This is a genomic window from Rhizobium sp. CRRU65 (assembly GCF_048551595.1).
Lineage (GTDB): Bacteria > Pseudomonadota > Alphaproteobacteria > Rhizobiales > Rhizobiaceae > Rhizobium > Rhizobium leguminosarum_J.
Genome location: NZ_JBLYZH010000003.1, coordinates 453,311 through 478,707, shown reverse-complemented (window position 1 = coordinate 478,707; position 25,397 = coordinate 453,311). Strand labels below are relative to the sequence as shown.

26 protein-coding genes, 1 tRNA gene and 1 pseudogene are annotated in these 25,397 nt (G+C 61.2%); 11 read left to right on the top strand and 17 right to left on the bottom strand.

What is annotated here, in order from left to right; genetic code table 11:
• Positions 1 to 23: 23 nt before the first annotated feature.
• Genes ACM5SV_RS08570 through ACM5SV_RS08560 form a run of 3 tightly spaced genes read right to left on the bottom strand, consistent with a single transcriptional unit; the run spans position 24 to position 3,051 of the window.
• Positions 24 to 1,334, bottom strand: a complete 1,311-nt coding sequence (locus ACM5SV_RS08570) for an HlyC/CorC family transporter (RefSeq protein ID WP_012759198.1) — start codon at positions 1,332 to 1,334, stop codon at positions 24 to 26.
• Positions 1,334 to 2,464 carry a 3-dehydroquinate synthase gene (gene aroB / locus ACM5SV_RS08565; RefSeq protein WP_012759199.1) on the bottom strand — a complete coding sequence of 377 codons (1,131 nt, stop codon included), beginning with the start codon at positions 2,462 to 2,464 and terminating at the stop codon, positions 1,334 to 1,336. The genes ACM5SV_RS08570 and aroB overlap by 1 nt, the downstream gene beginning before the upstream one ends.
• Complete coding sequence (locus ACM5SV_RS08560) at positions 2,461 to 3,051, bottom strand: shikimate kinase (RefSeq protein ID WP_012759200.1); 591 nt, start codon at positions 3,049 to 3,051, stop codon at positions 2,461 to 2,463. Before ACM5SV_RS08560 ends, aroB begins: the two co-directional genes overlap by 4 nt.
• A 148-nt stretch (positions 3,052 to 3,199) precedes the next feature.
• On the opposite strand from ACM5SV_RS08560, the gene ACM5SV_RS08555 reads away from it, so the two are divergent.
• From ACM5SV_RS08555 to ACM5SV_RS08535, 5 genes are all read left to right on the top strand, one after another.
• Positions 3,200 to 3,376, top strand: coding sequence for a hypothetical protein (locus ACM5SV_RS08555; protein ID WP_012759201.1), 177 nt, complete (start codon positions 3,200 to 3,202; stop codon positions 3,374 to 3,376).
• 5 nt (positions 3,377 to 3,381) lie between these two features.
• Positions 3,382 to 4,335 carry a site-specific tyrosine recombinase XerD gene (gene xerD / locus ACM5SV_RS08550; RefSeq protein ID WP_017995332.1) on the top strand — a complete coding sequence of 318 codons (954 nt, stop codon included), beginning with the start codon at positions 3,382 to 3,384 and terminating at the stop codon, positions 4,333 to 4,335.
• Positions 4,336 to 4,397: 62 nt separating this feature from the next.
• Positions 4,398 to 5,351 (top strand): acetyl-CoA carboxylase carboxyltransferase subunit alpha, encoded by a 954-nt coding sequence (locus tag ACM5SV_RS08545; RefSeq protein WP_012759203.1) that lies wholly within the window; start codon positions 4,398 to 4,400, stop codon positions 5,349 to 5,351.
• A gap of 197 nt (positions 5,352 to 5,548) precedes the next feature.
• Positions 5,549 to 6,775 carry a L,D-transpeptidase family protein gene (locus ACM5SV_RS08540; protein WP_128407946.1) on the top strand — a complete coding sequence of 409 codons (1,227 nt, stop codon included), beginning with the start codon at positions 5,549 to 5,551 and terminating at the stop codon, positions 6,773 to 6,775.
• Positions 6,776 to 6,780: 5 nt separating this feature from the next.
• Complete coding sequence (locus tag ACM5SV_RS08535) at positions 6,781 to 7,005, top strand: sulfurtransferase TusA family protein (RefSeq protein ID WP_012759205.1); 225 nt, start codon at positions 6,781 to 6,783, stop codon at positions 7,003 to 7,005.
• On the opposite strand, the gene ACM5SV_RS08530 is transcribed toward ACM5SV_RS08535, so the two are convergent.
• Both ACM5SV_RS08530 and ACM5SV_RS08525 read right to left on the bottom strand, forming a co-directional pair.
• Positions 7,002 to 8,177 carry a CobW family GTP-binding protein gene (locus ACM5SV_RS08530; protein WP_222014510.1) on the bottom strand — a complete coding sequence of 392 codons (1,176 nt, stop codon included), beginning with the start codon at positions 8,175 to 8,177 and terminating at the stop codon, positions 7,002 to 7,004. The two genes, ACM5SV_RS08535 and ACM5SV_RS08530, sit on opposite strands and share 4 nt — an antisense overlap.
• Before the next feature lie 18 nt (positions 8,178 to 8,195).
• A complete protein-coding gene (locus ACM5SV_RS08525) occupies positions 8,196 to 9,329 on the bottom strand; it encodes a D-alanyl-D-alanine carboxypeptidase family protein (RefSeq protein WP_012759207.1) in 1,134 nt (377 codons plus the stop codon).
• Positions 9,330 to 9,487: 158 nt separating this feature from the next.
• Between ACM5SV_RS08525 and ACM5SV_RS08520 the strand changes: the two genes are divergently transcribed.
• Together ACM5SV_RS08520 and ACM5SV_RS08515 are read left to right on the top strand one after the other, a co-directional pair.
• Positions 9,488 to 10,651 (top strand): M20 aminoacylase family protein, encoded by a 1,164-nt coding sequence (locus ACM5SV_RS08520; protein WP_012759208.1) that lies wholly within the window; start codon positions 9,488 to 9,490, stop codon positions 10,649 to 10,651.
• A 54-nt stretch (positions 10,652 to 10,705) separates the two neighbouring features.
• Positions 10,706 to 10,782: transfer RNA gene (locus tag ACM5SV_RS08515), tRNA-Arg, on the top strand.
• Between the two features lie 336 nt (positions 10,783 to 11,118).
• On the opposite strand, the gene ACM5SV_RS08510 is transcribed toward ACM5SV_RS08515, so the two are convergent.
• The 3 genes and pseudogenes from ACM5SV_RS08510 to ACM5SV_RS08500 form a co-directional block, all read right to left on the bottom strand.
• Positions 11,119 to 12,195, bottom strand: coding sequence for an acyltransferase family protein (locus tag ACM5SV_RS08510; protein ID WP_222014519.1), 1,077 nt, complete (start codon positions 12,193 to 12,195; stop codon positions 11,119 to 11,121).
• 150 nt (positions 12,196 to 12,345) lie between these two features.
• A pseudogene (locus tag ACM5SV_RS08505) lies at positions 12,346 to 12,522 on the bottom strand (DUF1515 domain-containing protein); the annotation flags it as partial.
• Complete coding sequence (locus tag ACM5SV_RS08500) at positions 12,468 to 13,001, bottom strand: DUF2937 family protein (RefSeq protein ID WP_222014521.1); 534 nt, start codon at positions 12,999 to 13,001, stop codon at positions 12,468 to 12,470. The gene ACM5SV_RS08500 and the pseudogene ACM5SV_RS08505, both read right to left, overlap by 55 nt.
• 146 nt (positions 13,002 to 13,147) lie before the next feature.
• Here ACM5SV_RS08500 and ACM5SV_RS08495 point away from each other — a divergent pair, with 146 nt between their 5' ends.
• Both ACM5SV_RS08495 and ACM5SV_RS08490 read left to right on the top strand, forming a co-directional pair.
• Complete coding sequence (locus tag ACM5SV_RS08495; RefSeq protein ID WP_221969472.1) at positions 13,148 to 13,390, top strand: hypothetical protein; 243 nt, start codon at positions 13,148 to 13,150, stop codon at positions 13,388 to 13,390.
• Positions 13,391 to 13,521: 131 nt separating this feature from the next.
• Positions 13,522 to 13,674: a hypothetical protein gene (locus tag ACM5SV_RS08490; RefSeq protein ID WP_012759212.1), complete on the top strand. Its 153-nt coding sequence runs from the start codon at positions 13,522 to 13,524 to the stop codon at positions 13,672 to 13,674.
• Positions 13,675 to 13,755: 81 nt separating this feature from the next.
• Here the strand turns inward: ACM5SV_RS08490 and ACM5SV_RS08485 are convergent, their stop codons facing one another.
• Positions 13,756 to 14,004: a BON domain-containing protein gene (locus tag ACM5SV_RS08485; RefSeq protein ID WP_419425175.1), complete on the bottom strand. Its 249-nt coding sequence runs from the start codon at positions 14,002 to 14,004 to the stop codon at positions 13,756 to 13,758.
• 104 nt (positions 14,005 to 14,108) lie between these two features.
• Entirely contained in the window at positions 14,109 to 14,759 is a 651-nt protein-coding gene (locus ACM5SV_RS08480) for a hypothetical protein (protein ID WP_128408078.1), read from the bottom strand.
• Here ACM5SV_RS08480 and ACM5SV_RS08475 point away from each other — a divergent pair.
• Positions 14,722 to 15,108 (top strand): hypothetical protein, encoded by a 387-nt coding sequence (locus ACM5SV_RS08475; protein ID WP_419425179.1) that lies wholly within the window; start codon positions 14,722 to 14,724, stop codon positions 15,106 to 15,108. The two genes, ACM5SV_RS08480 and ACM5SV_RS08475, sit on opposite strands and share 38 nt — an antisense overlap.
• A gap of 31 nt (positions 15,109 to 15,139) precedes the next feature.
• A complete protein-coding gene (gene dxr / locus ACM5SV_RS08470; RefSeq protein ID WP_128408077.1) occupies positions 15,140 to 16,330 on the top strand; it encodes a 1-deoxy-D-xylulose-5-phosphate reductoisomerase in 1,191 nt (396 codons plus the stop codon).
• Between the two features lie 59 nt (positions 16,331 to 16,389).
• Here the strand turns inward: dxr and ACM5SV_RS08465 are convergent, their stop codons facing one another.
• The 7 genes from ACM5SV_RS08465 to hemA all read right to left on the bottom strand — a co-directional run bounded on the left by ACM5SV_RS08465 (position 16,390) and on the right by hemA (position 25,128).
• On the bottom strand, positions 16,390 to 17,475 hold the full coding sequence (locus ACM5SV_RS08465; RefSeq protein ID WP_113547545.1) for an ABC transporter ATP-binding protein: 1,086 nt from the start codon (positions 17,473 to 17,475) through the stop codon (positions 16,390 to 16,392).
• Positions 17,476 to 17,487: 12 nt separating this feature from the next.
• Positions 17,488 to 19,410, bottom strand: coding sequence for a glycoside hydrolase family 127 protein (locus tag ACM5SV_RS08460; RefSeq protein WP_041935583.1), 1,923 nt, complete (start codon positions 19,408 to 19,410; stop codon positions 17,488 to 17,490).
• Positions 19,411 to 19,430: 20 nt separating this feature from the next.
• Entirely contained in the window at positions 19,431 to 20,294 is an 864-nt protein-coding gene (locus ACM5SV_RS08455) for a carbohydrate ABC transporter permease (protein WP_012759218.1), read from the bottom strand.
• Positions 20,291 to 21,208: a carbohydrate ABC transporter permease gene (locus tag ACM5SV_RS08450; protein ID WP_128408074.1), complete on the bottom strand. Its 918-nt coding sequence runs from the start codon at positions 21,206 to 21,208 to the stop codon at positions 20,291 to 20,293. Before ACM5SV_RS08450 ends, ACM5SV_RS08455 begins: the two co-directional genes overlap by 4 nt.
• A 74-nt stretch (positions 21,209 to 21,282) precedes the next feature.
• Positions 21,283 to 22,521, bottom strand: coding sequence for an ABC transporter substrate-binding protein (locus ACM5SV_RS08445; protein ID WP_012759220.1), 1,239 nt, complete (start codon positions 22,519 to 22,521; stop codon positions 21,283 to 21,285).
• 54 nt (positions 22,522 to 22,575) lie between these two features.
• Positions 22,576 to 23,553: a LacI family DNA-binding transcriptional regulator gene (locus ACM5SV_RS08440; RefSeq protein WP_012759221.1), complete on the bottom strand. Its 978-nt coding sequence runs from the start codon at positions 23,551 to 23,553 to the stop codon at positions 22,576 to 22,578.
• A 360-nt stretch (positions 23,554 to 23,913) separates the two neighbouring features.
• Entirely contained in the window at positions 23,914 to 25,128 is a 1,215-nt protein-coding gene (gene hemA, locus ACM5SV_RS08435; RefSeq protein WP_012759222.1) for a 5-aminolevulinate synthase, read from the bottom strand.
• Between the last annotated feature and the right edge of the window lie 269 nt (positions 25,129 to 25,397).

The window sequence follows — 25,397 nt, the reverse complement described above, 5'->3', positions numbered from 1 at the left end:
AGCCGTCTACGATCCAAGCAGAATCAGGCTGGCTTTGCGCCGTCTTCTCCGGCCGGGCGGATGCGCAGCTTGGTGATGCGGTTCTTCTCCCGCTTCATGACGACGAAACGCTTGCCGTAGAAGGTGAAGGCTTGGCGCTCTTCCGGGATGGTCATCGATTCGTGGATGACGAGGCCGGCGATCGTCGTCGCCTCCTCATCGGGCAGGTTCCAGTCGAGCGCGCGGTTCAGGTCGCGGATCGGAACGCCGCCGTCGACGACGACGGAGCCGTCGGCTTCCTGACGCACGCCCTGTATTTCGATATCGTGCTCGTCGGAAATGTCGCCGACGATTTCCTCGAGAATATCCTCCAGCGTAACGATGCCCTGCACCTCGCCATATTCGTCGACGACGACGGCGAAATGCTGCTTGCGCCGCAGGAAGGCGTTGAGCTGGTCCTCGAGGTTGGTGCTGTCGGGCACGAACCACGGCTTCTGCGCGATCTTCACGATATCGAGGTTCTGCGGCTCCATATTCGGCTCGGCAAGCGCCCGCAGCAGATCCTTGGCATGGACGACGCCGATGATGTTGTCGATCGTGCCACGCCACAGCGGCATGCGCGTATAGGGGCTTTCGAGGATGACCCGCACCACCGCTTCCGGCGCATCGTCGGCGTTGATCGCCCGCATCGCGGTGCGGTGGACCATGATGTCGGACAGTTCGAGTTCGCTAAGATCGAGCACGCCGCCGAGGCGGTCGCGGTCGGCCTTCACCACCGATCCCTCGCGGTGCAGCAGATCGACGGCGCCGCGCAGTTCCTCATGCGCCGTCAGCATCGATGTCTCTCGTGAGAGATTGATGCCGAACAGCGAAAGAATCTGCCGCACGATCGCATTGACGAAGGAGGAAACCGGGCCGACGACGGCAACGAACAGCCTGGCCGGCAGCGCGATAGCGAGTGCGAAGCGCTCGGGCGCCGAAATCGCCCAGCTCTTAGGAAGCACTTCCGCGAAGATCACCAGGATGACGGTCATCGCGAGCGTCGCCAGCGCCACGCCGGAACTGCCGAACAGTCCAAGGAAGAGGCTGGTGGCAATCGAGGAGGACAGGATATTGGCGAGATTGTTGCCGATGAGCAGCGCACCGATCAGCCGGTCGCGCCGTTCGATCAACTGCCGGACGAGGCCGGCGCGTTCGTCGCCGTTGACCTCGAGCGTATGGATACGGCTGCGCGAAACGGCGGTGAGCGCGGTCTCGGAGCCGGAAAAGAAGGCGGACATGAGCACGAGCGCCGTGATCGAAAGGATCTCCGGCCAATATGTCGAAAGAAATGCCAGAGCGCCTTCGACCGACATCAGGCGTGTTTTTCCCGAAGAAAGCTGATCACTTCGGACGCCGGCACGTCGTCGGCGACGAAGGACTGGCCGATCCCGCGCGTCAGGATGAAGGTGAGCTTGCCGCTCTTGACCTTCTTGTCCTGGGCGATCGCGTCCATCAACGTTTCGGCCGGCGGCAGTTCGCCCGGAATGTCGGACATGCGGGTTGGCAGGCCGACCTCCTTCAGATGCCGCTCGACGCGGCGCGCATCGTCGGGGCTTGCAAGGTTCATCCGTGCGGAGAATTCATGCGCCAGCACCATGCCGATCGAAACGCCCTCGCCATGCACAAGGCGGGAACTGTCATAGGCAGTCGCCGCTTCCAGCGCATGACCGAAGGTATGGCCGAGATTGAGCAGCGCCCGCTGACCGTTCTCACGCTCGTCGGCAACGACGACATCGGCCTTCGCCTGGCAGCTGGCGGCAATCGCCTCGATGCGTGCGGAGCCGCCGGTAAAAACTGCCTTCCAGTTCGCTTCCAGCCAGGCAAAGAAATCCGGCTTGTCGATCAGCCCGTATTTTGCGACCTCGGCGTAACCTGCGCGGAATTCGCGCGCGCTCAGCGAATTCAGCACATCCGTATCGGCCAGAACCAGGTCCGGCTGGTGGAAGACGCCGATCAGATTCTTGCCGTGGCGGGAATTGATCCCGGTCTTGCCGCCGACGGAAGAATCGACCTGCGACAGCAGCGAGGTCGGTACCTGCACGAAGCGCACGCCGCGGCGGACGATGCCGGCCGCAAATCCCGAAAGATCGCCGATGACGCCGCCGCCGAGCGCGATGACGTAATCGTTACGCTCGACGCGCGCCTCAAGCACCTTGTCGCAGGCCGTGATCAGATGTTCGAAGCTCTTGGTCTTCTCGCCGGCCGGCAGGACGACCTCAGCCGAGGCGATACCCGCTTCATCCAGACTTGCGACGAGAGCTTTGAGATAGAGCGGCGCGACATTTTCGTCGGTGATAACGGCCGCCTTGCGGCCCTTGAGGCGAGAGGCGATCTCGGCGCCGGCCCGCGCAATCAGCCCCGGCCCGATCAGGATGTCGTAGGCGCGCTCGCCGAGCGGCACATGCACCGTTCGGATGGCGGAGGCGGAGGTTATCGCATTCATGACGCTGCACTTTCCTTCTGAGCTTCGATCAAGGCCTTTAAGACTTCGTCGGCCATGATTTCCTTGCGGACGTCGCGCGAAAGCACGGTCAGGTCGGCCTGCGCATAGATCGGATAACGCGCATTCATCAGGCCCTCGAGCGTCTGCTTCGGATTTTCGGTCTTGAGCAGCGGCCGCGTGTCGCGCTTGGCGACCCGGTCCCAGAGCACGTCGAGATCGGCCTTCAGCCAGACGGAGAGGCCGCCCTTCTTGATATGTTTGCGCGTCCGGTCGTTGATGAAGGCGCCGCCGCCGGTAGAGACGACACGCGGCCCGCTCTTTAGCAGCCGCTTGATCACCCGCGCTTCCAACGCCCGAAACTCTTGCTCGCCATAGGCGGCGAAAAGCTCGGCGATCGTCATGCGCGAAACCCGCTCGATCTCGAGATCGCTGTCGATGAAGGGAATGGAGAGCTGGCTGGCGACGATGCGCCCGACGGAGGATTTGCCGGCGCCCATCAGGCCGACAAGGATCAGATTGCGTGAACCGAGCGCGGCGCGAGCTCTGTCTTTCAAGCTGTCAGCAACGGTCAGCAGTTGTTCACTCATCGGTCCATTCACACTTTGTTTGCAAACGGTATCGACAAATGCAGATGGAGCGTCAAGTCGCGGACAAGGGAATCATGGCTTGAATACCGCTTCTTGCACTTGCAGATAGGCTTCTTATAACAGAAGCAGAGCATGAAGGAGTTGCTGGATGCCGACCCTGTTCCGTTTCCTGTTCGTCTGCGCGATCCTCGCCGGGACGGTCTACGGAGCGATGCTGGCGCTTGTGACCTTCGTGGAGCCGCAGCAGCGCGACGTGACGATCCGCATTCCGTCTGAGCGGGTCAATCCGCCCGCCACGGGCGCGATCGACACGACCAGGAAGTGACCGGCATGGTGGATCTCGGCCGCGTCCATGTGGAATCCTTCCTGGAGATGATGAGCGCCGAGCGCGGCGCTGCCGCCAACACGCTGCAATCCTATGAGCGCGATCTCGACGACGTCCGCTCCTTCCTGACCGAGCGCAGCATACGGCTCACAGAAGCCGCCTCCGCCGATCTCGCCGCCTATCTCTCCTCGCTCGCCCGAGAGGGCTTCAAACCCTCGTCCCAGGCGCGCCGGCTTGCCGCCATGCGGCAGTTCTACAAGTTCCTCTATGCCGAGGGCCTGAGGACCGACGACCCCACGGGCATTCTCGACGCGCCGAAGAAGGGCCGTCCGCTGCCGAAGACGATGGGCGTCGAAGAGGTCGGCAGGCTGCTTTCGCAGGCCGAGGCCGAGGCGGAGGATACGGCTCCGGGCCAGCTGCAGCGCCTGCGCATGCTGGCGCTGCTGGAGCTGCTCTATGCCACCGGAATGCGGGTCAGCGAACTCGTCTCGCTTCCCGCCCGCGTGCTCGATCAGGAAGGCCGTTTCCTGATGATCCGTGGCAAGGGCAACAAGGAGCGGCTGGTGCCGCTGTCGCATTCGGCAATATCAGCCCTGAAATCCTACGGGCGCCTGCTGGCGGCCGAAAATGCAGCCGTGAAGGAACGGCAGGAAAGCCCGTGGCTGTTTCCCTCCGCCTCGAAGGAGGGATACCTGCCGCGCCAGGTTTTTGCCCGCGACCTCAAGAACCTGGCGATCCGCGCCGGCCTGACGCCGTCGCTGATCTCGCCGCATGTCATGCGCCACGCCTTTGCCAGCCACCTGCTGGCGAACGGCGCCGATCTGCGCGTCGTACAGGAACTCCTCGGCCATTCGGACATTTCGACCACGCAGATCTACACACATGTCCTCGAAGAGAGGCTGCAGCAGCTTGTCCAGACGCATCACCCCCTTGCCAAACAGGCGAAAAAGCACGAATAGGACCGGCGACATGGGGCGGAGCCAGGAAAACGCCCCGGGCACAAGGAACGGAAACGCACCTCATGCACAATTATCTCGACTTCGAAAAGCCGATCTCCGACCTCGAAGGCAAGATCATCGAGCTGAAGAAGCTCGCAACGGAAGACGAGAGCATCGACACCACCGATGAGATCGGCCGGCTGGAGGTTCGCGTCCGCGAGGCGATCGTCGAAATCTATTCCAAGCTCAATCCCTGGCAGAAGACTCAGGTCGCCCGCCATCCACAGCGACCGCATTTCATCGATTACGCCAAGACCCTGTTCCAGGAATTCACACCGCTCGCCGGCGACCGCAAATTTTCCGAGGATGCCGCGATCCAGGCGGGCCTTGCCCGCTTCCGCGGCCAACCCGTCGCCGTCATCGGCCAGGAAAAGGGCAACGACACCAAGAGCCGCATCAAGCACAATTTCGGCAGCCCCCGCCCGGAAGGCTACCGAAAGGCGATCCGCATCCTTGAAATGGCCGATCGTTTCGGCCTGCCGGTGATTTCGCTGGTGGATACGGCAGGCGCCTATCCCGGCGTCGGCGCCGAAGAGCGCGGCCAGGCCGAGGCGATCGCCCGCTCGACGGAAATGTGTCTCGGCGTCAAGGTTCCCCTCGTTTCCGTCGTCATCGGCGAAGGCGGCTCGGGCGGCGCGATCGCCATCGCCACCGGCAACAAGGTCTATATGCTCGAGCATTCGATCTACAGTGTCATCTCGCCCGAAGGGGCAGCTTCCATCCTCTGGCGCGATTCCACCCGCGCCCGGGAAGCGGCGACCAACATGAAGATCACCGCCGAGGACCTGAAATCGCTCGGTGTTATCGACGGCATCATTTCCGAGCCGCTCGGCGGCGCGCATCGCGATCCCGACAGCGTGATAGCCGCAACCGGCGACGTAATCGCCAGCGCGCTGGCTGAGATGGCACCCCGCTCCGGCGAACAGCTGCGCAACGACCGCCGCCAGAAATTCCTCGCCATAGGCCGCAATCTCTAGCAGACATTCGGCTCTTCGCCGATTGGGGCCAAATCTTGGCCACATTGATGTTATCTGTAGCATTCGCGCTTGCGGGGATGTTCCAGGCACAGTCATAGGCTGGTAAGGATTTATAAAGTATAAGCCGCCTATGATTCCTTCTGATGCCCGGACTCCATAGGCGGACCGGGTCGCACTATCTTTATGGGCTAGTTTGGATGCGCATACGTCATTTTGCCTATATTTCCCTCATGGCGCTGGCTCTGTCCGGCTGCAATGACGCGTTGGAAACCGCGCAGGTCGATCTTTCCAAGGTCAAGAACAAGGTCGAGCAGCCGCTTCCCAGCCATATCCTCGCTCAGATGTCCGCCAAGGGCATGGACCGTAATTCGCCGATCATGATCCGCATCTTCAAGGAAGAAGGTGCCATGGAGATCTGGAAGGCGAAGACCGACAACCGTTTCGACAAGATCGCCGATTACAAGATCTGCGCCTGGTCCGGCCGTCTCGGCCCGAAGGTAAAGACCGGCGACCGGCAGGCCCCGGAAGGTTTCTACGACCTGACGCGCGCCAACCTGAATCCCAATTCCAAATATTATCTGGCAATCAACACCGGCTTCCCGAACCGCTACGACGCGGCGAACGGCCGCAGCGGTTCCGATCTGATGATCCACGGCGCCTGCTCCTCCTCCGGCTGCTATTCGATGACCGACCAGCAGGTGCTGGAGATCTACGCTTTTGCCCGCGACGCCTTCAAGGGCGGCCAGGCGACCGTGCAACTGCAGGCCTTCCCCTTCCGCATGACGGCGGAAAACATGGTCAAGCATCGTCTCGACGGCAATTACGACTTCTGGAAGATGCTGAAGGTCGGTTACGACAATTTTGAAGTGACGAAGCGCCCGCCTGAGGTGAACGTCTGCGAGAAGAAGTACGTCTTCAACCAGCAGGCAACCGACGGCAGCGCCTTCAATGCCGCCGGCAAGTGCCCGGCTATGTCGACGCCGCCGGCGCTGACGGCCGCCCTTGCCTCCTACGGCAAGACCTACGATGCCGATTATGCCAAGGCGATGAGCAAATTTGACGGCATGGCCTGGTACGATCCCACCGAAGCCGAGCGTAAGGCCGTGGTCGCCAAGCAGCGCAAGGGCCGCGAGCTTGCCTACGCTCCGACCGGCACCTCGCTGGAAGCCGGCCGCATGGTCAAGGTCGCCGAACTCGAAGACATGATGGCCAAGCGCACCGCGCAGGGCCTCGCTGCCAAGAGCGCACCGGGCGCGACACCTGTAACACCTGCCCAGCCGCAGGCAGTGGCCGTCGCTGCCGCGACCCCTGCGGTCGTGCCGGTGCCGATGCAGAACCCGCTGGCCTTTGCGGCACCCGAACCGCAGGAAACGGCGGAAGCCACGGCAAAGAAGCCGTTCTGGAAATTCTGGGCGAGGAACTGAACGGCTTGAACCCCGTTCTCTACGATCTTCGCGGCCTGAAATGCCCATTTCCCGTGATCAAGACACGCAAGAAGCTCGCCGCGATGGCGAGCGGCACGCTCATTCGCGTCGACACCACCGATCCGCTGGCCGTGATCGATATGCCGCATTTCTGCAATGAGGACGGTCACGAGCTGATCGAGACGGAAAAGACCGAAAACGGCCACCGCTTCCTGATTCGCAAGCGCTAAATTCTAAGGCCGGGGATAGCGAGCGGATTGTCCGACAGCGCCACACGATCGGGCATATCGATGCGCGGCTTGCCGAGGAAGGCGTCGAAGAGATCCTTCACGAAGGCTTCCGGCAGATCCCGGGTGATCAGCACCATGCGCGTGCGCCGGTCTTCCCCCGGCCAGGCGGGGAGCCGCACCGGCGGATGGAAGATGCTCTGCACCCCATGCAGCACCAGCGGCCGATCCGGACGGTCGGAAACGGACACGATCGCCTTCATCCGCAGCAGCTTCTCGCCATGAGCCGAACGCAGAAGATCGATAAACATCTCGAGCGCCATCGGATCGATCGGCTTCTCCTCGATGATCGAGAAAGAGCGGATCGAGGCATCGTGACGATTGACGTCGTGCGGGTCCTGATCCGCAGCATGATCATGATGGTGGGGACCATGGTGATCGCCATCATGATGATGATCGTGATGTCCATCACGATCATGGTCGTGATCGTGATGCGCCTCGTGTGCATCCTCGTCCTGCAGCCAGCGGCCGACATCGGCAATCTTCGTCGCCGGATCGTAGAGCCCGTTGACCAGCACTGCGGCACTGCCGGCCTCGGCGCTGTCGGCATCCATCATCACGGCACGCGGATTGAGCGCCCGCAGGCGCTTTTCCAGCCCACCCGTCACCTCGGCCATCGATTTTTTCGAAACGATCAGCCGGTCGGCGACCGCCGCCTGCTTGCGCGCTTCCTCATGATTGTCGAGCGTCTGCAGCCCATTCACTGCGTCGACGACAGTGACGACGCCATCCAGCTCGAAATTCGTGGCGATGACGGGGTTGCCCATGATCGCCTGCATGACCGGCGAAGGATCGGCAAGGCCCGTCGTCTCGATGACGACGCGCTTGACCGGCTTGACGCGGCCCGTCTGCACCGCGTCCATCAGGTTGGCCAGCGTATCGACAAGCTCGCCGCGCACGGTGCAGCAGAGGCATCCATCGGACAGTTCGATGATCGAATCGCCGGAACTTTCGACCAGAAGATGATCGATGCCGACATCGCCGAATTCGTTGATGATGACGGCCGCATCCTTCATGACAGGATCTTTGAGGATGCGGTTGAGGAGCGTCGATTTGCCGGCGCCGAGAAAGCCGGTCAGGATGGTGACCGGAATCCTGTCGTTGAGCGCGCTCATATCATCTTACCTTAAAGCTTAGAAGGATGTCGGGCGCGGCATCGGCACCGGCACGTTGGCGATCGCTCCTGCCGTATCACCGCGCGCCATTTTTTCCGGCTGCGCGGCCGGCTGCGGATCCTGGCCCGGAATGAGCCCGGCAAAGACGAATTGCGGATCGTGGTCCATCGGCTGGATATAGGGTGACTGCACCTTCATGCGGCCGACCTCGTCGCGCGTTTCGCTGCGCACCTTGGCGCCCTTGGCGCTGCAGATATCGGCGCTGATGTCGGTTACCTGGTCCTGTCCCACCCCGTAAGGTCTCAGCGAACCCAGCGTGTCGTTGCTGGCAGGCTGGGTGGTGAAGCCCTTCTGCAAAAGATTCGCCGTCGCATCGGCACGCGCCGCAAGGCTGTCGGTGCCGAGCACAACGGAGACCAGCGTGCGGCCGTTGCGCGTCGCCGAGCCGATCTGGTTGAAGCCCGAGGCGCAGATGAAACCGGTCTTCATGCCGTCGGCGCCGGCGAAACGGCCGATCAGCATATTGAGGCTCGGCACGTTCTGCTGGCCGTTGGTGAAACCTTCCAGCGAGAAATAGCCGGCATATTGCGGAAAATCGCGGCGCAGCGCCACCGTCAGCACCGCAAGGTCGCGCGCCGTCGTATACTGGCCCTTGCCGGGCAGGCCGTTCGGATTGACGAAATGCGAATCCGTCATGCCGAGCTTCAGCGCCTCGCCGTTCATCCGCGTCACGAAGCCCTCCTGCGTGCCGCCGATGGCTTCGGCAACCGCGACCGCGATGTCGTTGGCCGATTTCACCATCAGGATCTTCAGCGCGCTATCGAGCGTCAGCTTCTGGCCCGGCTTGAAATACATCTTGGCGGCAGGCTGCGCGGCGGCGCGCTTGCTCATGACGATGGGTGTATCGAGGCTGATCTGCCCGGCGCGGATCGCATCGAACACGGTATAGACGGTCATCAGCTTGGTCAGCGAGGCCGGATACCATTTGCGGAAGGCTTCTTCATGCTCGAGCACGCGGCCGGTCTGCACATCGACCAGAATATGCGGATTGGCCTGGGCAAGCGAAAAAGAGCCCAGAAAAACGGCAGTCGCCGCTGATACGAAAGAAAGCGGCCGCAAGGCAGCAAACAAACGGAAGTGGCGCGTCGACACGGTTCGTCCTTCAGATATCAGGAAAATCTCGAAATCCTCCCCTATTTAGCCTATATGGCTATGACATGGCAAAGGTCATTGACTAAGTAATTTCCATGAGCCTCACACCCTCGTGAAGCGATGAAAGATTATCGAGACTTCATAACAGGAACGCCGATATGCCGATTTTGAACAGAGCCGCGGAGTTGCAGGACGAGGTCGCCGAATGGCGCCGCCACATCCACGCCCGGCCCGAACTCCTCTTCGCGGTGGAAAACACGGCCGCCTTCGTCGCCGAAAAACTCAAGGAATTCGGCGTCGACGAGATCGTCACCGGCATCGGCCGCACCGGTGTCGTCGGCCTGATCAAGGGCAAGGGCGAAGGCTCCCGCACGGTCGGCCTGCGCGCCGACATGGACGCCCTGCCGCTGACTGAGATCACCGGCAAGCCCTGGGCCTCGAAGACGCCGGGCAAGATGCATGCCTGCGGCCATGACGGCCACACCGCCATGCTGCTCGGCGCCGCGAAATACCTGGCCGAGACCCGCAACTTCAACGGCAATGTTGCCGTTATCTTCCAACCCGCCGAAGAAGGCGGCGGCGGCGGCAATCTGATGGTCAAGGACGGCATGATGGAGCGCTTCGCTATCGAAGAGGTCTACGGCATGCACAATCTGCCGGGCCTGCCTGTCGGCCAGTTCGCCACCCGCAAGGGCGCGATCATGGCGGCGACCGACGAATTCACCGTCACCGTCAAGGGCCGCGGTGGCCACGCCGCCCAGCCGCATAAGACGATCGACCCGATCGCCATCGGCGCCCAGATCATCGCCAATTTGCAGATGATCGCCTCGCGCACCGCCGATCCGCTGCGCTCGGTCGTCGTCTCGGTGACCAAGTTCAATGCCGGCTTCGCCCATAACGTCATTCCGAACGATGCGACCTTCGCCGGTACGGTCCGCACCCTCGACCCGGAGGTGCGCACACTTGCCGAGACGCGGTTCCGGCAGATCATCGAGGGACTGGTCGCGGCCCACGGCGCCGAGGCCGACATCAGCTTCCACCGCAACTATCCCGTCACCGTCAACCATCCCGATGAGACCGAGCATGCGGTCGCCACCGCCAGCGCCATCGCCGGCGAAGGCAACGTCAACGCCGAGATCGATCCGATGATGGGCGGCGAGGATTTCTCCTATATGCTGAACGCCCGTCCCGGCGCCTTCATCTTCATCGGCAACGGCGACAGCGCCGGCCTCCACAACCCGGCCTACGACTTCAACGACGAAGCCATCGCCCACGGCATCTCCTATTGGGTCCGCCTCGCCGAACAACGCCTTGGCCTTTAGCAACAATTAAGGCTTGGCTTCGCGCCAAGCCTTTTGTATGCATGGCACTCAAGTGGTCCCGTAGCTCAGCAGGATAGAGCACCAGATTCCTAATCTGGGGGTCGCGCGTTCGAATCGCGCCGGGATCACCATTAATTTCAATAACTTACGACTAGATAATCCATTTCGCTTGTTGCATTCGTGTTGCAAGCGCTTCCCCTGATTTCCAAGCATTTCAACGAGGTCGCGGCGAATCCGTGCAACATGAGATGCAACATGTTGCCAGTCATCAGGAGCTGTATAGGTTATGCACACGGTGCCCGTCTTTGGCAGAGCCGTCGGCCACGACGAACGAATAGATATTGCGATGATTGCTGCATCATCTGCGCATCGTTGACCGTCGTCGATGGCGACGCGGCCAAATGTGACGGGCAGAACCTTCTGATCAAGCGCGCCAGACTGCACTCGCTCGGGTGTGTGGGTCGAAGTCAGCTTAACGGACTGAAAGGCTGCCGCTGGAAGAATGAAATTCGCTTCAATCGCAGCGCACGCTTTTCCAGCAGATGCCATGAAAGCCAGCCGAGCAACAAGCTTGTCGGCAAAGAAAGGGCGAAGACCATCCACCACGTGCTGTACTGGCCGAGGGCATGGTTCATCACCTGCTCCACTGGCCAGCCATAGAGATAGGTCCCGTAGGAGACGTCGCCCAACCGATCGAGGGTCGGCAGGCGTATGGTCGGTGAAGTCGCGATGTAGGCAAGCGGATAGGCAAACAACATAGGTCCGTGGAGATAGGCGGGCCAGAAGACGAGGCAGAGCACGCCGAGCGCCACGAAGATCAACGCCAGGACAATATTTGGCTGCCGCCTGTCCATCACGAACCAGAGAAACGAACCGCAGAAGAAGTAGGGAGCGATGAAAGTGAAATCAGTCAGGAGCCGTCTGTCTGGCCACGGATGATCGAAGAAGAGCTCCCAGGTCACGCCCACGGCGAGCGCAAGTGCCATGAACGGCGCTCGCAGACACGCGATTGCCATTAATCCCGCGACGATCAGGTAGCACAAGATTTCCTGCCCGATCGTCCAGAGAGAGCCGTTGATGGAGATGGCAAGCGACGAGATTGCTGGATCATAAAACTGCACATGCGGCAGGGTCATGCCAAAGCTCGGATCGAGCAACGAATGCACTGTCGTCTTCACATGAAGCGACTTGAGCAAGTAACCGCTGATTCCCAACGGGCTGAAGAAGGGGCCTAAGACATAGACGCTGAGCAGCGTGCAGACGACGAGCGCCGGATATATCCTCAGCGCCCGCCGCCAGAGAAAACCACCCACGCTGCCGAACTGCGCGCTCTGCGTGACGAGGAACCCGCTCGTGATGAAAAACACATAGACGCCGAATATGCCGAGAAGCTTGCCCTCGCCGAGCAAACGCACAAAGGGCTCGTTCGCCTCGGTCTTTTCCGAGATGAGGAACGCATGCGAGAAGATGACCATCGAGGCTGCGACGAGCCTGATCATGTTGAAGTTTGGGTAAAACGGCTTCTCGACTCCGCCCCCGTCCATGCGAGCCTCCCGCGCTTTTATAGTTTAACAAATCCTTAAGATGAGTTTTGAATGTTGTCACGAGCCGTTGTGAAAACCGGTTAAGCCGAAATAATCTCCGATCCGGCCAAAAGCGCTTCTGTCAAAGCCTTGCACGCAAAGCGCTGGCGATCAGTTGATTTTCAGCCAATGCCTAAGGGTCGCCGCAGCACCATCGCTCGCATAGGCGACCATCCCGCCGACTGTGAGACCGGCTAGCGCAATTAGTCATGATATACCGACCCCGAGTGTCTTCAGCCGCTTCCATTCTTCCAAGGCCGGGGTGACGGCCGCGTGGTTCTTGTCCACCGCCGCGCCCCCAATCCCAGTAACGCCGCCACGACCCAACCTCCGACAAAGCCAATCGCGCCCCAGACAAGACCCGCAAAGCTGACGGGGACGCCGGGCACGAAGTCGCGCCAGGTATTGGCGAAGACGACGTCATCGGCATTCCCCAGCAGAACAAAAGGCTTGGCGACGGGTGCGGCGGTGCCGAGGTGAAGCTGCTGCGAGAGCAGCGTTTCATAGCGCGTGATCGTGCTCTGCATCGAGACGCCGCGGTCGCGCAGGAAGTTGTCGGATGATAGCGCATAGGCGTTCAGCGCCTGCTGGCGATCGAGATGATGCTCGGCGGCCTGAGTATTGAAATCCTCGACGATGACGCGCAATTCGTCGATCGCCCCACCGATCCGCTGGCGGTATTGCTGCGCAAATTCCGGCGCCTGCGAAAAGGCCGTGCCGCCGGCAAGCCCGGCGACGATGGTGATGATCCTTGCAATCTGTCCCATGATCGATGCCTCCGGCTATCCCCTGCGCTAACGATCCGGCGCGTCAAAGGTTTCTGCCTTCGACACAATCGGTAACTCTATGTGATTGAACCGACTGCGCTTCCAGCGAGTTGATGCCGTGACCAACTCAGAAAGAGAGGCTTGTCATGAAACAGATTATCCTTGCCTGCACGCTCGCCGCTGCATCTATCTTTTCCGCAATGCCGTCCCAGGCGGCAAGTGTGACCATCACCACGGATGACGCACGCCCCAATTACCGCCACGCTGAACGGCCCTATTACCGCCATCATATGAGGCCGCGCCACGTCTCACAGGATTGCTTCACCAAGACGGAAAAAATCCGCCGTCACGGCCATACGGTCGTCAAGGAAACCCGAATCTGCCGTTAAGGCAAACCTTATGCAAGGAAAGCCCGGCTGATCCTATCGGCCGGGCTTTTCCATTTTGATCTCGCCCAGATCTCGCAGATGAGGAACTTCGCAATATCAGCCGCGTTTATTGTGAAACTGGAGTATTCATCATGCGTATCAAGATGATTCTTTTGGCTATCGCCTATGTCGCCGTCAGCGCCGTGCTGCTTGCCATCGCCTACCAGCCGCAAGGGTCGGTCGCCGCGCAGAAAACGGATCGTCTGGCCGGCTCGTCCTTCCTCGTCGAACGCTTCGCCGGTTGATCAGCTGAGCGCCGGCTTAGGCGACGATGTAGAACTATTCCTCGTCCGGCAGGTCTGACCGCGGGCCAACCCGCTATCTGTCTAATGCGTGCCGTCGAAGGAGGATCCGCCAAGCAGGATCCGGTTCTGCACCGTATCCACGCCTTCGACCGCCTTGGCAACCGCGGTTGCCCGCTCGATTTCGCCCACTGTGCCAACGGTGCCGCTCAACACGATCTGATCGTTCTCCATCGTCACCTCGACATCCGACGCATCGATGCCGCCGGCAATCGCCAGCGCATTGGCAACGGCTGCCTCGACCGTTGCACGATTGGCGATCTCTATTTCCATCTCGGGCTCGAGCCCGTGAAATGTCTGCTCCTTGAAACCATGATCCGTTCCTCCGTGAAAACCTCGTATGAAACGCTGGTCGGCAGAGTTTGGTTCAGCGCCCGCTACCAATTGACGCGATAACGGAGATTGACGCTGCCCGCCTCACCCCCTGAAAATGGATTGCTCACCGAGGCATCGAGATTGAGGTTCGGCAGAATGGCCTGGCTGACCCCCACCGTGCTCGAGAAGTCGCCGCTGGCATTGCTGACGCCTGTGCCTGCCGAAAGCGAGGTTCCGGTCCAGGGATGAATCAGCTTCAGCGCCTGCGATGCCGTCACCGAAGCCTGCCGGGCCTCGACCGCGTCATATTGCACGCTGATGGATCGGCTCGATTGCATGTCGAGCGAATCGGAGAGGATCCAGCTGCGCGAGCGGCTGAGGGTCAGCGCGCCGCTGCCGCGCAACGTATCGACGCTGACGCTGGCACCCTGCTGTGACCGGCCTGCCGGGGTGACGCTCGTCCTGGTGATTCTGCCCCAAAGCATTGCCTGTTCGGAATCGGGCAGCAGCGCCCCGCCTTTGATCGAGGCAAGCGCGATGTCGGCGCCGGCGCTCGTCTCCCATTCCGCCGGCAGGCGAAACCCTATCGTCGCCTTGTAGGACCGGTCCGAAAGCTTGGCCGGCGACCAGATCACCAGGTCGTCTGCCCTCGCTGCAGCGGGGAGCGAGGGTAGGATGGCGAAAAGAATGCATGCTATTTTGAATGTCGTCATGAAGGTAAAGCGTTTTGACCTGACACAGGGCCGCTGCGTGGAAGTCGACGCAGCAGCGCATATGAAAGCGTTCGCAACGAACGCGACGAGGGATCACGGCCAAGCCGCCCATCCCGGTTTCATCCTCGATTTAATGGTTGGCCGAAAGGCCGGCGGCACCGAGTGCCTGTTCTTCGATGGACGCCGCAGCACCCCGACTTGCCATGCGGCCGTGAACGGCCGCGGCGGAACCGAATCCGCCAGCAATGTTATAAACATCACATCCGACCGCTGCTCTGTAAACCCCTCAGCAGTTGAAATCTGCTGCACCGCACACTTGCCGCCCCCCCCAAAGCCTAGTAGAGCCTGAGCCTACGAGAGAAGTTTTCGCGAAATTCCACATGATGACCGGCAAAAGCGCGCCGCGGCGCCTCAGCATCTTCGGTTCGACGGGTTCGATCGGCCAGAATACACTCGATGTCGTCGACCACCTGGGCGGACGGGAGAACTTCGAAATCTCCGTGCTGACAGGCAACGGCAATGTCGAATTGCTGGCCCGGCAGGCGAAATCATCAGGCGCGCTGTTGGCGGTGACGGCAAACGACCGCCATTACGAATCACTGAAGAGCGAACTTTCCGGCAGCGGCATCGCGGTCGCTTCGGGAAAATCCGGGCTGATGGAAGCCGCCGACCGCGAAGTCGACTGGGTGATGGCGGCAATCGTCGGCACTGCCGGCCTGGCACCGACGCTTGCCGCTGCACGCCGCGGCGCCGATATCGCCCTTGCCAACAAAGAATGCCTGGTATCGGCCGGCGATCTCTTCATCGCAGCGATCCGGGCGGGCGGCGGCAAGCTGCTTCCGGTCGACAGCGAGCACAACGCCATCTTCCAGGTGCTGGAAGAGAACCAGCGCCACGCCGTCGAGCGGGTTATCCTGACGGCGTCGGGTGGCCCCTTCCGCACCGCTTCGCTGCGTGACATGGCTAATGTGACGGTGGAAACCGCACGCGCCCACCCGAACTGGTCGATGGGCTTGAAGATCTCGATCGACAGCGCCTCGATGTTCAACAAGGCGCTGGAGATGATCGAAGCCCGGCACCTTTTCGGCCTCAGACCCGAACAGATCGAGGTCATCTTCCATCCGCAGTCGATCATCCATTCAATGGTCGGCTATACGGATGGGTCGGTGCTGGCGCAGCTCGGCGCGCCCGATATGCGCACCGCCATCGGTTATGCCCTGTCCTTTCCGCGCCGGCCGAACCTGCCGGTGGAGCGGCTGGATTTCGCCAAGCTCGCCAGGCTGGATTTCGAGGCCCCGGATGACGTGCGGTTTCCGGCGCTGCGGCTCGCGCGCCTGGCGATGACCCGCGGCGGCGTTCAGGGCGCAGTGCTGAACGGCGCCAAGGAAGTGGCGCTCGAAGCCTTCATCGAAGGGCGGTTGTCTTTCCTTGCCATGGCCGAGATCACCGAAAGGGTCATGGACGACCTCGCCGGCCTGCCGCCGGCTTCCGGCATGGACGATGTCTTCGCCGCCGACAGGCAGGCCCGGCAAAGGGCGGCAGAGCTCATGACACTAGCGATCGCCGAGTGAAGTTCGACCGCCCGATCGCGGAGTGGTCGCCCGCCTGTGATCCTGACGACCGCTGTTGGCTAGCGCAATCGGTTGCCACCCTCGTCGAACAACCGGCAATCCGACGGTTCAAACAGCAGGCTCACCTGCTCGCCCGCCGCGATACTGATCGGTGACCGATGTTCGACGGTCAGCGACTGGCCATCGGCAAGCTGGCAATAGAGATATTGCGTTCCCCCGAGATATTCCGAAAAATCGACCCTGGCCGTCAGGCTGCCCGATGGGTCGGAGGCGACCTTCAGATGCTCCGGCCGCAGGCCGAGCGTCACCGCGCCACCGACTGGCCTGTCCGCCAGCGGCAGGCCGCTTTCGATCTGCCGGCTGGCGACCTCGACCAGGCCCCCCTCACCCCAACGGGCGTTGAGCAGGTTCATCCTCGGCGAGCCGATGAAGCCCGCCACGAAGGTATTGGAGGGATTCTCGTAGATTTCCCGCGGCGTTCCCGCCTGTTCGACGCGGCCGTCGCGCAGCACGACGATCTTGTCGGCGAGCGTCATCGCCTCCGTCTGGTCGTGCGTGACATAGATCATCGTATTGCCGAGTTCGCGGTGGAGGCGGGCGATCTCGATGCGCATCGAAACGCGCAGTTCCGCATCGAGATTGGACAGCGGCTCGTCGAACAGGAAGACGTCCGGCTTGCGCACGATCGCCCGGCCAATCGCCACACGCTGCCGCTGGCCGCCGGAAAGCTGTCCCGGCCGCCGGTCGAGGAGATGGTCGATCTTCAGGATCGCGGAGGCGGCCTTGACGCGGGTCTCTATCTCCGCGGCATTGGTGCGCGCCATCTTCAACCCGAAGGCCAGATTGTCGCGCACGCTCATATGCGGATAAAGTGCGTAGGACTGAAAGACCATGGCGATGCCGCGCTCGGACGGATCGAGATCGGTGACAACACGTCCCTTGATCTCGACCTCCCCGTCGGTCACGTCTTCCAGGCCGGCGATCATGCGAAGAAGCGTCGATTTTCCGCAGCCGGAAGGGCCGACGAAGACGACGAATTCGCCCTCCGCGATCGTCAGGTCGATCCCGTGGACCACCTGCAGATTGCCATAGCTTTTTCGCACGTCCTGGAGCACGACGCTCTTGTTACCCATACCGTTGGTCATCCCCAAAAAGACCTATCTGTCCGACTGGACCCAGACGAGCATCTCTCCGGGCGCGCGGTTGTCCCAGAGATGATAGGGCACGAAACGCGCGGTGGCGACCTGCCTTTCCGCCGGCGCCTTGCGGTAGAGCGCTGTTCCCCAGTTCGATGTTTCCTCGCGCTCGACCTTGAGATCGAGGGCGACGGCATCATTGAGATCCTTCAGCACGACGGTTTCGGCTGTGGAGAGCTCACGCGGCAGGACGATGGCGTTGAGGTCTTCGCCGTTGTCGGTCGTTTCGACGCAATAGACCAGCGGGCCGCGCATCAATGCGACGCGCCCGGCATCCTGGCGCACCTTCGGGTTGGCATATTGCGGCCGAAGCGCCAGCGGCAGGTAGAGGGCGACACGATCGCCCGCGGCCCACTCACGATCGATCCTGGCATATCCGTCCCGCATATTGGCATTGAGATCGAGCATCTCTCCGTTGACGCTGAGGGTTGCGCCATCAGCCCAGTCCGGAACGCGCAGCGACAGTGCAAACTTCGCCGGCTTCTCCAGCCTGGTGGTAAAGGCGACCGCACCTTCCCACGGATAATTGGTGGTCTGCTCGAGTTCGACCTCGGCGCCATTGGCAAGCTTCAGCCGCGCGGTGCTCTCACCATAGAGGTGCACGGCGATCTCGTTATCCGAAACGGCGTACATGTAGGAGCCGATCGACGTCACCAGCCGGGCGATGTTGGGCGGGCAGCAGGGGCAATGGTGCCATTTCCACCGGTGGTGCTTGCCGGCACTTTCGAGCGGATTGTCATAGAAGAAGGTCTTGCCGTCGATCGAAAGCCCCGGCAGAGCGCCGTTGTAAAGCGCCTGCTCCATGATGTCGGCATAGCGCCGATCCGGACCGCGGCCGAGCATGCGGCTCGCCCAGAACACCAGCCCGACCGAGGCGCAGGTCTCCGCATAGGCGGTATCGTTCGGCAGATCGAAGTAATCGGTAAAGCCCTCGTTGGAGGCCGCCGGCCCGATGCCGCCGGTGATGTACATCTGCTTGGTCGTCAGATCGTCCCAGAGCGTTTCCAGCGCTGCCGTCAGGCTGTCGTCCTTGTATTCGGTGGCGATGTCGGCCATGCCCGAATAGAGGTACATGGCGCGCACGGCGTGGCCGACGACCTTTGTTTGCGCGCGCACCGGCTGGTGCGCCTGCGCATATTCATAGGTCTTCTGGTGGTACTCGGAGACATCGCGCCCATCGCGGCTTGCCTCGGCGGTGAAGAAATGCGGTTCGGTGCCGCGTTCGTCGATGAAGTATTTCGACAGCTCGAGATATTTCTTCTCATCCGTCACGCGAGCGAGCTTGACCAGCGCCAGCTCGACTTCCTCGTGGCCGCAATAGCCTGATATCTGGCCTTCGCGATGGCCGAAAATCTTGATCATGTAATCGGCATAACGGCACATGATGTCGAGCAGCTTGCGTTTGCCGGTCGCCTGATAATAGGCGACCGCGGCTTCCATCAGGTGGCCGGCGCAATAGAGTTCGTGATGGTCGCGCAGATTGGTCCAGCGGCGGCTCGGCTCCACACGCTGGAACCAGGCGTTCAGATAGCCGTCCTCATCCTGCAGCTTCTCATACATGTCGATGATCTCGTCGGCACGCGCTTCGAGCTTCGGGTTCGGCCGGCGATAGAGCGAATAGGCGATCGTTTCGATCGACTTGCCGAGGTCGGAATCCCAGAACATCTGCGTCGTCCCGCCCCATGGCTGAATGGGAATGACGACCCCCGGGCTCGGCTGGCTGACATCGATCGCCTTGAGCATGCCGGCCTCGACGCAGCGGTCGAGCAGGGTCTCGGCAGTGGAATTGCAGACGGCATCCTGCCATTTGCCCCAGAAGCCGCCAAGCTCCACATCGGGAACGGCGACGGGACGAAACTGGCGGTCATTGCTTGGTTTGGTCATAGGCTCCACTTTCTCTAAGATCATTTCACCGCGCCGGCCATCAGCCCGCGCATGTAGTAGCGTTGCAGGAGCAGGAAGACGATCAGGCAAGGGATCGTCATGACGACGACACCGGCCTGGACCGCTCCCCAGTTGATGGCGCCGAGCCGTCCGGCGCGAACCGCCGTCATCAGCACCGGCAGGGTGTATTTCTCATTGCTGGAAAGCAGCACCAGCGCAGCGAGAAACTCGTTCCAGGCATTGAGGAAGGCAAAGATCGCGACCGTCGCGACACCGGGAAGCACCAGCGGCAGAAGAACCCGCACCAGAAGCCGGAGGTCGCGCGCGCCGTCGATGCGCGCAGCCTCTTCGATCTCCTTCGGCACGGCGTCGAAGGCGTTGCGCATCATGAACACCGAGAAGGGCAGTTGCAGCGTCACATAGACGAGCGTCAGCCCAAGCAGCGAATTGTTGAGGCCGAGCTTTGCAAGGATGATGAAGAGCGGTGTCAGGATCGACTGGAACGGGATCATCAGCGTCGCGATGATCAGCACGAAGAGCGCATTCTTCAGCGGGAATCGATAGCGCGAGAAGCCATAACCGGCGAGCAGGCTGACAGCGACGGTGAGCACCACGGTGGCGACCGAAACGAACAGCGAATTGATCATGTGCCGCCAGATACCGGCGCCGAACGTGTCGAGCAGCGCGTAGGAATCGATGCTGACGCCTGAGGTCGGCCATGGCGGCAAGGGCGGCAGGCTGGCCTCCGTGCCATGCCGGAAGGACGACAACAGCGTGATCACGAAGGGGGCGAGAAAGAAGATCGAGATAGCGATGCCGGTCAGATGATAGGCCGACTTCGTCCGAATGGCCTTGCGCGCGCGGCGTTCCCTTGACGTGGTCATGGACGCTCCTCCCCGACGCGAAGCAGCCAGAGCTGCACGATGCTGATCGCCACCAGGATGGCGAGAAGCACGATCGACAGCGCTGCGCCATAACCGAGATTGAACGACACGAAGGACTGATTGAAGATGTAGTAGACCACCGAGATCATCTTGTTCTGCGGTCCCCCCGACGTCATGATGTAGAACTGGTCGAAGGCGAGGATCGAACCGGTGACGGAGACGATCAGCGCCAATGCGATCGTCTTGCGCATCAGCGGCAGCGTCAGATGCCGGAAACGCTGCCAGCGGCCGGCGCCGTCGATGCGGGCGGCCTCCGTCAGCTCGGACGGAATGGCCTGAAGCCCGGTCAAAAGAATGATCATGGTGAAGCCGGCGATTTTCCAGACGACCATCACCACGACCGTCAGAAAGGCGGTGTCGAAGGTCGCAAGCAGATTGGGGCTCTTTTCGACGAGGCCGAGCGCCTTCAAGGCCGGGCCGATGAAGCCGCTATCGACATTGGCGAGCCAGACCCAGAGCAGTGAGGCGGTGGCAAGGCCGACCACGACGGGCAGGAAGATGATCGTCCGGTAGGCGCCGACGAACTGCCGTTCCTTTTCGACGAAGATTGCCAGCGGAAAGGCGATGGCAAAGATCGCGATGGTGACGATCACGGTATAATAGGCCGTGAAATTCAGCGCCGTCATGAAACGGGTGTCGTTGGCCATGCGGACATAATTGTTGAAACCGATCCAGCGTGACGCCCCCATCAGCGGCCAGTTATGCAGGCTCATCCATCCGGTGAAGAGAACCGGCATGATGAAGAAGACGATGACCAGCGCCATGGCCGGCGCAATGTAGACGAGGCCGCGCCAGTTCGATCGGCGCCGTCGCTTGCGCCGAGGCAATAGAATCTCTGAACCGGAACCGGTCATCAAAACGCTCCGCATCTGTCGAGTGAAATTGGCCGGGAAGCTGCCACCGCTCCCCGGCCGCGGCCGGGAGAGAGTTATTGGCCGCTATCGATGATCGATTGCATCTCCGACTGGGCGCTCGAAAACGCCCCGTCGACATCGTCGCCGAAGATCGAGGCGTTGGTGAAGCTGGCCCAAGGCCCGTTGGCGCTGTTGATCAGGTCGTTGAACTGCAGCGTATAGGGTGTCTTGGCGACGCCGATCGCCTTCAGGCCAACCTGCATGCGCGGATCGAGGCCCTCAAGCACCTTGTCGGCGATATCGCCGCGCGTCGGCAGGCTGCCATACTTCGCCATGATCTTCTGGCCGTCCATCGAATAGATATATTCGAGGAACTCCTTCACCGCGTCGATCTTCTTCGTGCCCTTGGTGATGACGAAGTTGTCGCCGCCGGCAAAGGACGAGGGCTTGCCGTCGACGCCAGGAATGAGGGTCACGCCGAAGTTGATATCGGGATGCTCGGTTACCAGCGTGCCGATGGCAAAGGCGCCGAGGCTTTGCTGGCCGATCTTGCCGTTGGTGAAGGTCAGGAAGTTGGCGCCGTTGTCGCTGGCGGCACCCGCCGGTACGAGGTCCTTCTTGACCATGTTGCGGTAGATATCGACGGCCTTGCGCATCTCAGGCGTATCGAGCGTCGCCGTCTTGCTGTCGGCCGACAGAATATCAGCGCCGGCACCCCAGACAAGCGGCGTGAATGTGAAGATCATGCAGCCGCCGCAGCCGCCACCGGAGAAATAGAAGCCGTAGGTATCGTCACCCAGCGCCCGGATCTTCTCGGCATTGGCGGTAATTTCGTCCCAATTCGCCGGCGCTTTTTCCGGGTCGAGACCGGCCTTCTTGTAGAGATCCTTGTTCCAGGCGAAGACGGAGGTTTCGACCGAAAGCGGCAGGCCGTAAATCCGGTCCTGATAGGTGCCGAGGCGAACATGCGATGGCGAAAGCGAATTGAAATAGGGCAGGGATTTTGCCCAGTCCGTCAGGTCTTCCAGCTGGCCGGCCGCGGCAAAGGCGGGATTATAAATGAGATCCATCGACAGGGCATCCGGCGCCTGTCCGCCGGCGATTGCCGTCGCATATTTCTGTACCAGCTCGGAGAACGGCACCTCGGTCATCACGACCTTGTTCTCGTGACCGGAATTATAGGCTTCGACGACCTTCTTGAAGGCATCGCCGATCCCCGAGCGAACCCACATTTCGACATTTTCGGCAGCTGACGCGGCCGACACCAGACATAAGGTAGCGATGCTGGTCGCAGCCAATAGACGCTTGATCATGACACTCCTCCCGATATGGCGCATCTCCTCGCGCCTTTGCTCATTCTCTTGTTCTCATTCCCTTGGGGGCTTTCCCCCGCATGACTGCCGGACGATCAGCCGGCACGGCAATTTCCTCACTCCCGGCTCGACAGGCCGGCCTTCCGCAAGTGCAAGCACGGTCAATCCGGCTTGCCGCCCGAGCTCCTTCAGTTCCATGTCCACCGTTGTCAGCGGCGGCCGCGTCTGGGCCGCGACAATCTCCCAATTGTCAAAGCCGATGACCGAGACGTCCTGCGGCACCTTGACGCCGCGCTCGCGCAACGCATCCACAGCGCCGCGGGCGATCTGGTCATTGCCGCAGAAGAGCGCATCCGGTTTTTCTCCGGGTCTCTTCCAAAGCTGTTCGACCGCATCATGCCCCCAGCTTTCCGACCAGACGCCGTAGAGCACCGGCTCGCGGTGACCGGCCACCTCGTGATAGGCGCCGGCACGTTCCCGCACCGAGAAGAAATCCTGCGGCCCGGTGATGTGCGCAATCCGCCGCCGTCCGATCTTCATCAGCCATTCGACGGCCAGCTTCGCACCCTGCTCGTCGTCCGACCGGAAGGTGACGCTGTTTTGCGCCCCCTCGGTGAACGCATAGACCACAGGCACATGCAAATTCGACAGATCGACAGGCAGGCGCCGGTCCAGGCGTTTTCCCGTCGCGATGATGCCGTCGACCTGTTTGTCCAGCATCGCATCGACATGGATCTGGGCGAGCGCCGGATCGTCTTCAATGGCGCACAGGAAGACCGAAACGCCGTGATCGACGAGTGCGTCCGAGATACCCGCCATGACAGGCAGCGTGAAACGGCCGTAAGTGTCGTTCGTCAGCAGCCCGATGGTGAAGCTGCGCTTGCTGAGAAGACCTCTCGCCAGCGCATTCGGCCGATATCCGATTTCGGCGGCGATCCGTTTCACCCGTTCGCGCGTTTCCGACCCCATCCGGCCGGTATCATTGAGAGCTTTCGACGCCGTCGAGATGCTCACCGCGGCAGCCGCCGCCACCTCGTGGATGGTGATCCTGCCTCTTTTTCCTCCCGATATGTTCAGAACATCCTCCTTCTGAAGTGACCTGAGAAAAGCTTTTACCAATCTCCATGTCAAGTGAGAAAAGGTTTTCTCATGCGACTCTAAAGCTGGGATCGGCAACGCAGCTTGCGGGAGGACGCAAGCACAGGAAAAGATCCACGCGCATCGGTCGGGCCGATTGCGATGTGTCATCGGTTTAAGACCAAGCGCAGAGCGGATGACCTTAAACGGGCAAGGGAGGTTTGTTGCAGCGTCTTGCGGGAGCAAGACCGATCGCTGTCAGAACCTCCAGTGGAGGCCCTGAACTACGGTTCGAACCGAGCGATCATCGAAAAATCAGGCGACGTGCCTTGCGAGCGCGCACCGCGACCAGAGCGAATGCAGCGCCTCGACCAGATGGGCAATATCGGCGTCGGAATGCAGCGGCGTCGGCGTGATGCGCAGGCGCTCGGTCTTCTTCGGCACTGTCGGATAGTTGATCGGCTGGACGTAGACGCCGCAATTGTCGAGCAGCAGATCGGAGATCCACTTGCACTTGGCCGCATCGCCGACCAGCACCGGCACGATATGGCTCGGATTGGGCATATGCGGAATGCCACGCTGGTCGAGCAGTGCTCTCAGCTTGCGGACACGATCCTGATGGCGGGCGCGCTCGAACTGGCTGACCTTCAGGTGCTGGATCGAGGCGGCGGCGCCGGCGGCAAGTGCCGGCGGCAGCGCCGTGGTGAAGATGAAGCCGGAGGCAAACGAGCGGATGAAGTCGCAAAGTGCCGTCGAAGCGGCGATATAGCCGCCCATCACCCCGAATGCCTTGCCGAGCGTGCCTTCGATCACGGTCAACCGGTCCATCAGCCCTTCGCGCTCGGCGATGCCGCCGCCGCGCGGGCCGTACATGCCGACGCCATGCACTTCGTCGAGATAGGTCATCGCCCCATATTTGTCGGCGAGGTCGCAGATCTCCTTGATCGGGGCGATATCGCCGTCCATCGAATAGACGCTCTCGAAGGCGATCAGCTTCGGCGCCTTCGGATCGGCGGCCTTTAGCTTGGCTTCGAGATCGGCCACGTCATTGTGCTTCCAGATCACCTTTTCGCACTTTGCATAGCGGATGCCCTCGATCATCGAGGCATGGTTCATCGCATCGGAGAAGATGATCAGGCCGGGGATCTTGGCGCCGAGCGTGCCAAGCGCTGCCCAGTTGGAAACATAGCCAGACGTAAAGATCAGCGCTGCTTCCTTGCCGTGCAGGTCGGCAAGCTCACGCTCGAGCATGACATGATGGTGGTTGGTGCCAGAAATATTCCGGGTGCCTCCCGCACCCGCGCCACAGTGGTCGATGGCGTTCTTCATCGCCTCGATCACCTTCGGATGCTGGCCCATGCCGAGATAGTCGTTGGAGCACCAGACCGTGACTTCCTTCTCGCCATCCGCGGTGTAACGCGTCGCGCGGGGAAAATTGCCGCGGTGACGTTCGAGATCGGCAAAAACGCGGTAACGGCCCTCGGTATGAAGCCCGTCCAGCTCGTTTTTGAAAAACGCTTCGAAATCCATCATATGCTCCAGTATCGCGCGGATGTTCTTGATGACTGGACGTCCGCGCGTCAATCCTTACCCTTTGCTTTAACATCAACTGCGGCAAAAGGCCCAGATTTTTGAATGATTCCAGATAAAAAATATGCAAGCCGCGATCAACGAAATTGATGCCGCAGAAGGCAGCCGAGTTTGCGGACCGAGCAAAAGGCGACCCAGCCCGATCGCAAAAAAATCAGCACACCGGATGGACAACCCTTTCTTCCGACATAGTTTTCGGTCTAGCCTGA

Excerpts from the sequence above, each read along its gene's own strand:
- ACM5SV_RS08570 (WP_012759198.1), bottom strand. The coding sequence starts at position 1,334 with ATGTCGGTCGAAGGCGCTCTGGCATTTCTTTCGACATATTGGCCGGAG.
- aroB (WP_012759199.1), bottom strand. The coding sequence starts at position 2,464 with ATGAATGCGATAACCTCCGCCTCCGCCATCCGAACGGTGCATGTGCCG.
- ACM5SV_RS08560 (WP_012759200.1), bottom strand. The coding sequence starts at position 3,051 with ATGAGTGAACAACTGCTGACCGTTGCTGACAGCTTGAAAGACAGAGCT.
- ACM5SV_RS08555 (WP_012759201.1), top strand. The coding sequence starts at position 3,200 with ATGCCGACCCTGTTCCGTTTCCTGTTCGTCTGCGCGATCCTCGCCGGG.
- xerD (WP_017995332.1), top strand. The coding sequence starts at position 3,382 with ATGGTGGATCTCGGCCGCGTCCATGTGGAATCCTTCCTGGAGATGATG.
- ACM5SV_RS08545 (WP_012759203.1), top strand. The coding sequence starts at position 4,398 with ATGCACAATTATCTCGACTTCGAAAAGCCGATCTCCGACCTCGAAGGC.
- ACM5SV_RS08540 (WP_128407946.1), top strand. The coding sequence starts at position 5,549 with ATGCGCATACGTCATTTTGCCTATATTTCCCTCATGGCGCTGGCTCTG.
- ACM5SV_RS08530 (WP_222014510.1), bottom strand. The coding sequence starts at position 8,177 with ATGAGCGCGCTCAACGACAGGATTCCGGTCACCATCCTGACCGGCTTT.
- ACM5SV_RS08520 (WP_012759208.1), top strand. The coding sequence starts at position 9,488 with ATGCCGATTTTGAACAGAGCCGCGGAGTTGCAGGACGAGGTCGCCGAA.
- ACM5SV_RS08510 (WP_222014519.1), bottom strand. The coding sequence starts at position 12,195 with ATGGACGGGGGCGGAGTCGAGAAGCCGTTTTACCCAAACTTCAACATG.
- ACM5SV_RS08500 (WP_222014521.1), bottom strand. The coding sequence starts at position 13,001 with ATGGGACAGATTGCAAGGATCATCACCATCGTCGCCGGGCTTGCCGGC.
- ACM5SV_RS08495 (WP_221969472.1), top strand. The coding sequence starts at position 13,148 with ATGAAACAGATTATCCTTGCCTGCACGCTCGCCGCTGCATCTATCTTT.
- ACM5SV_RS08490 (WP_012759212.1), top strand. The coding sequence starts at position 13,522 with ATGCGTATCAAGATGATTCTTTTGGCTATCGCCTATGTCGCCGTCAGC.
- ACM5SV_RS08485 (WP_419425175.1), bottom strand. The coding sequence starts at position 14,004 with ATGGAAATAGAGATCGCCAATCGTGCAACGGTCGAGGCAGCCGTTGCC.
- ACM5SV_RS08475 (WP_419425179.1), top strand. The coding sequence starts at position 14,722 with ATGGCGAAAAGAATGCATGCTATTTTGAATGTCGTCATGAAGGTAAAG.
- ACM5SV_RS08480 (WP_128408078.1), bottom strand. The coding sequence starts at position 14,759 with ATGACGACATTCAAAATAGCATGCATTCTTTTCGCCATCCTACCCTCG.
- dxr (WP_128408077.1), top strand. The coding sequence starts at position 15,140 with ATGATGACCGGCAAAAGCGCGCCGCGGCGCCTCAGCATCTTCGGTTCG.
- ACM5SV_RS08465 (WP_113547545.1), bottom strand. The coding sequence starts at position 17,475 with ATGACCAACGGTATGGGTAACAAGAGCGTCGTGCTCCAGGACGTGCGA.
- ACM5SV_RS08460 (WP_041935583.1), bottom strand. The coding sequence starts at position 19,410 with ATGACCAAACCAAGCAATGACCGCCAGTTTCGTCCCGTCGCCGTTCCC.
- ACM5SV_RS08455 (WP_012759218.1), bottom strand. The coding sequence starts at position 20,294 with ATGACCACGTCAAGGGAACGCCGCGCGCGCAAGGCCATTCGGACGAAG.
- ACM5SV_RS08450 (WP_128408074.1), bottom strand. The coding sequence starts at position 21,208 with ATGACCGGTTCCGGTTCAGAGATTCTATTGCCTCGGCGCAAGCGACGG.
- ACM5SV_RS08445 (WP_012759220.1), bottom strand. The coding sequence starts at position 22,521 with ATGATCAAGCGTCTATTGGCTGCGACCAGCATCGCTACCTTATGTCTG.
- hemA (WP_012759222.1), bottom strand. The coding sequence starts at position 25,128 with ATGGATTTCGAAGCGTTTTTCAAAAACGAGCTGGACGGGCTTCATACC.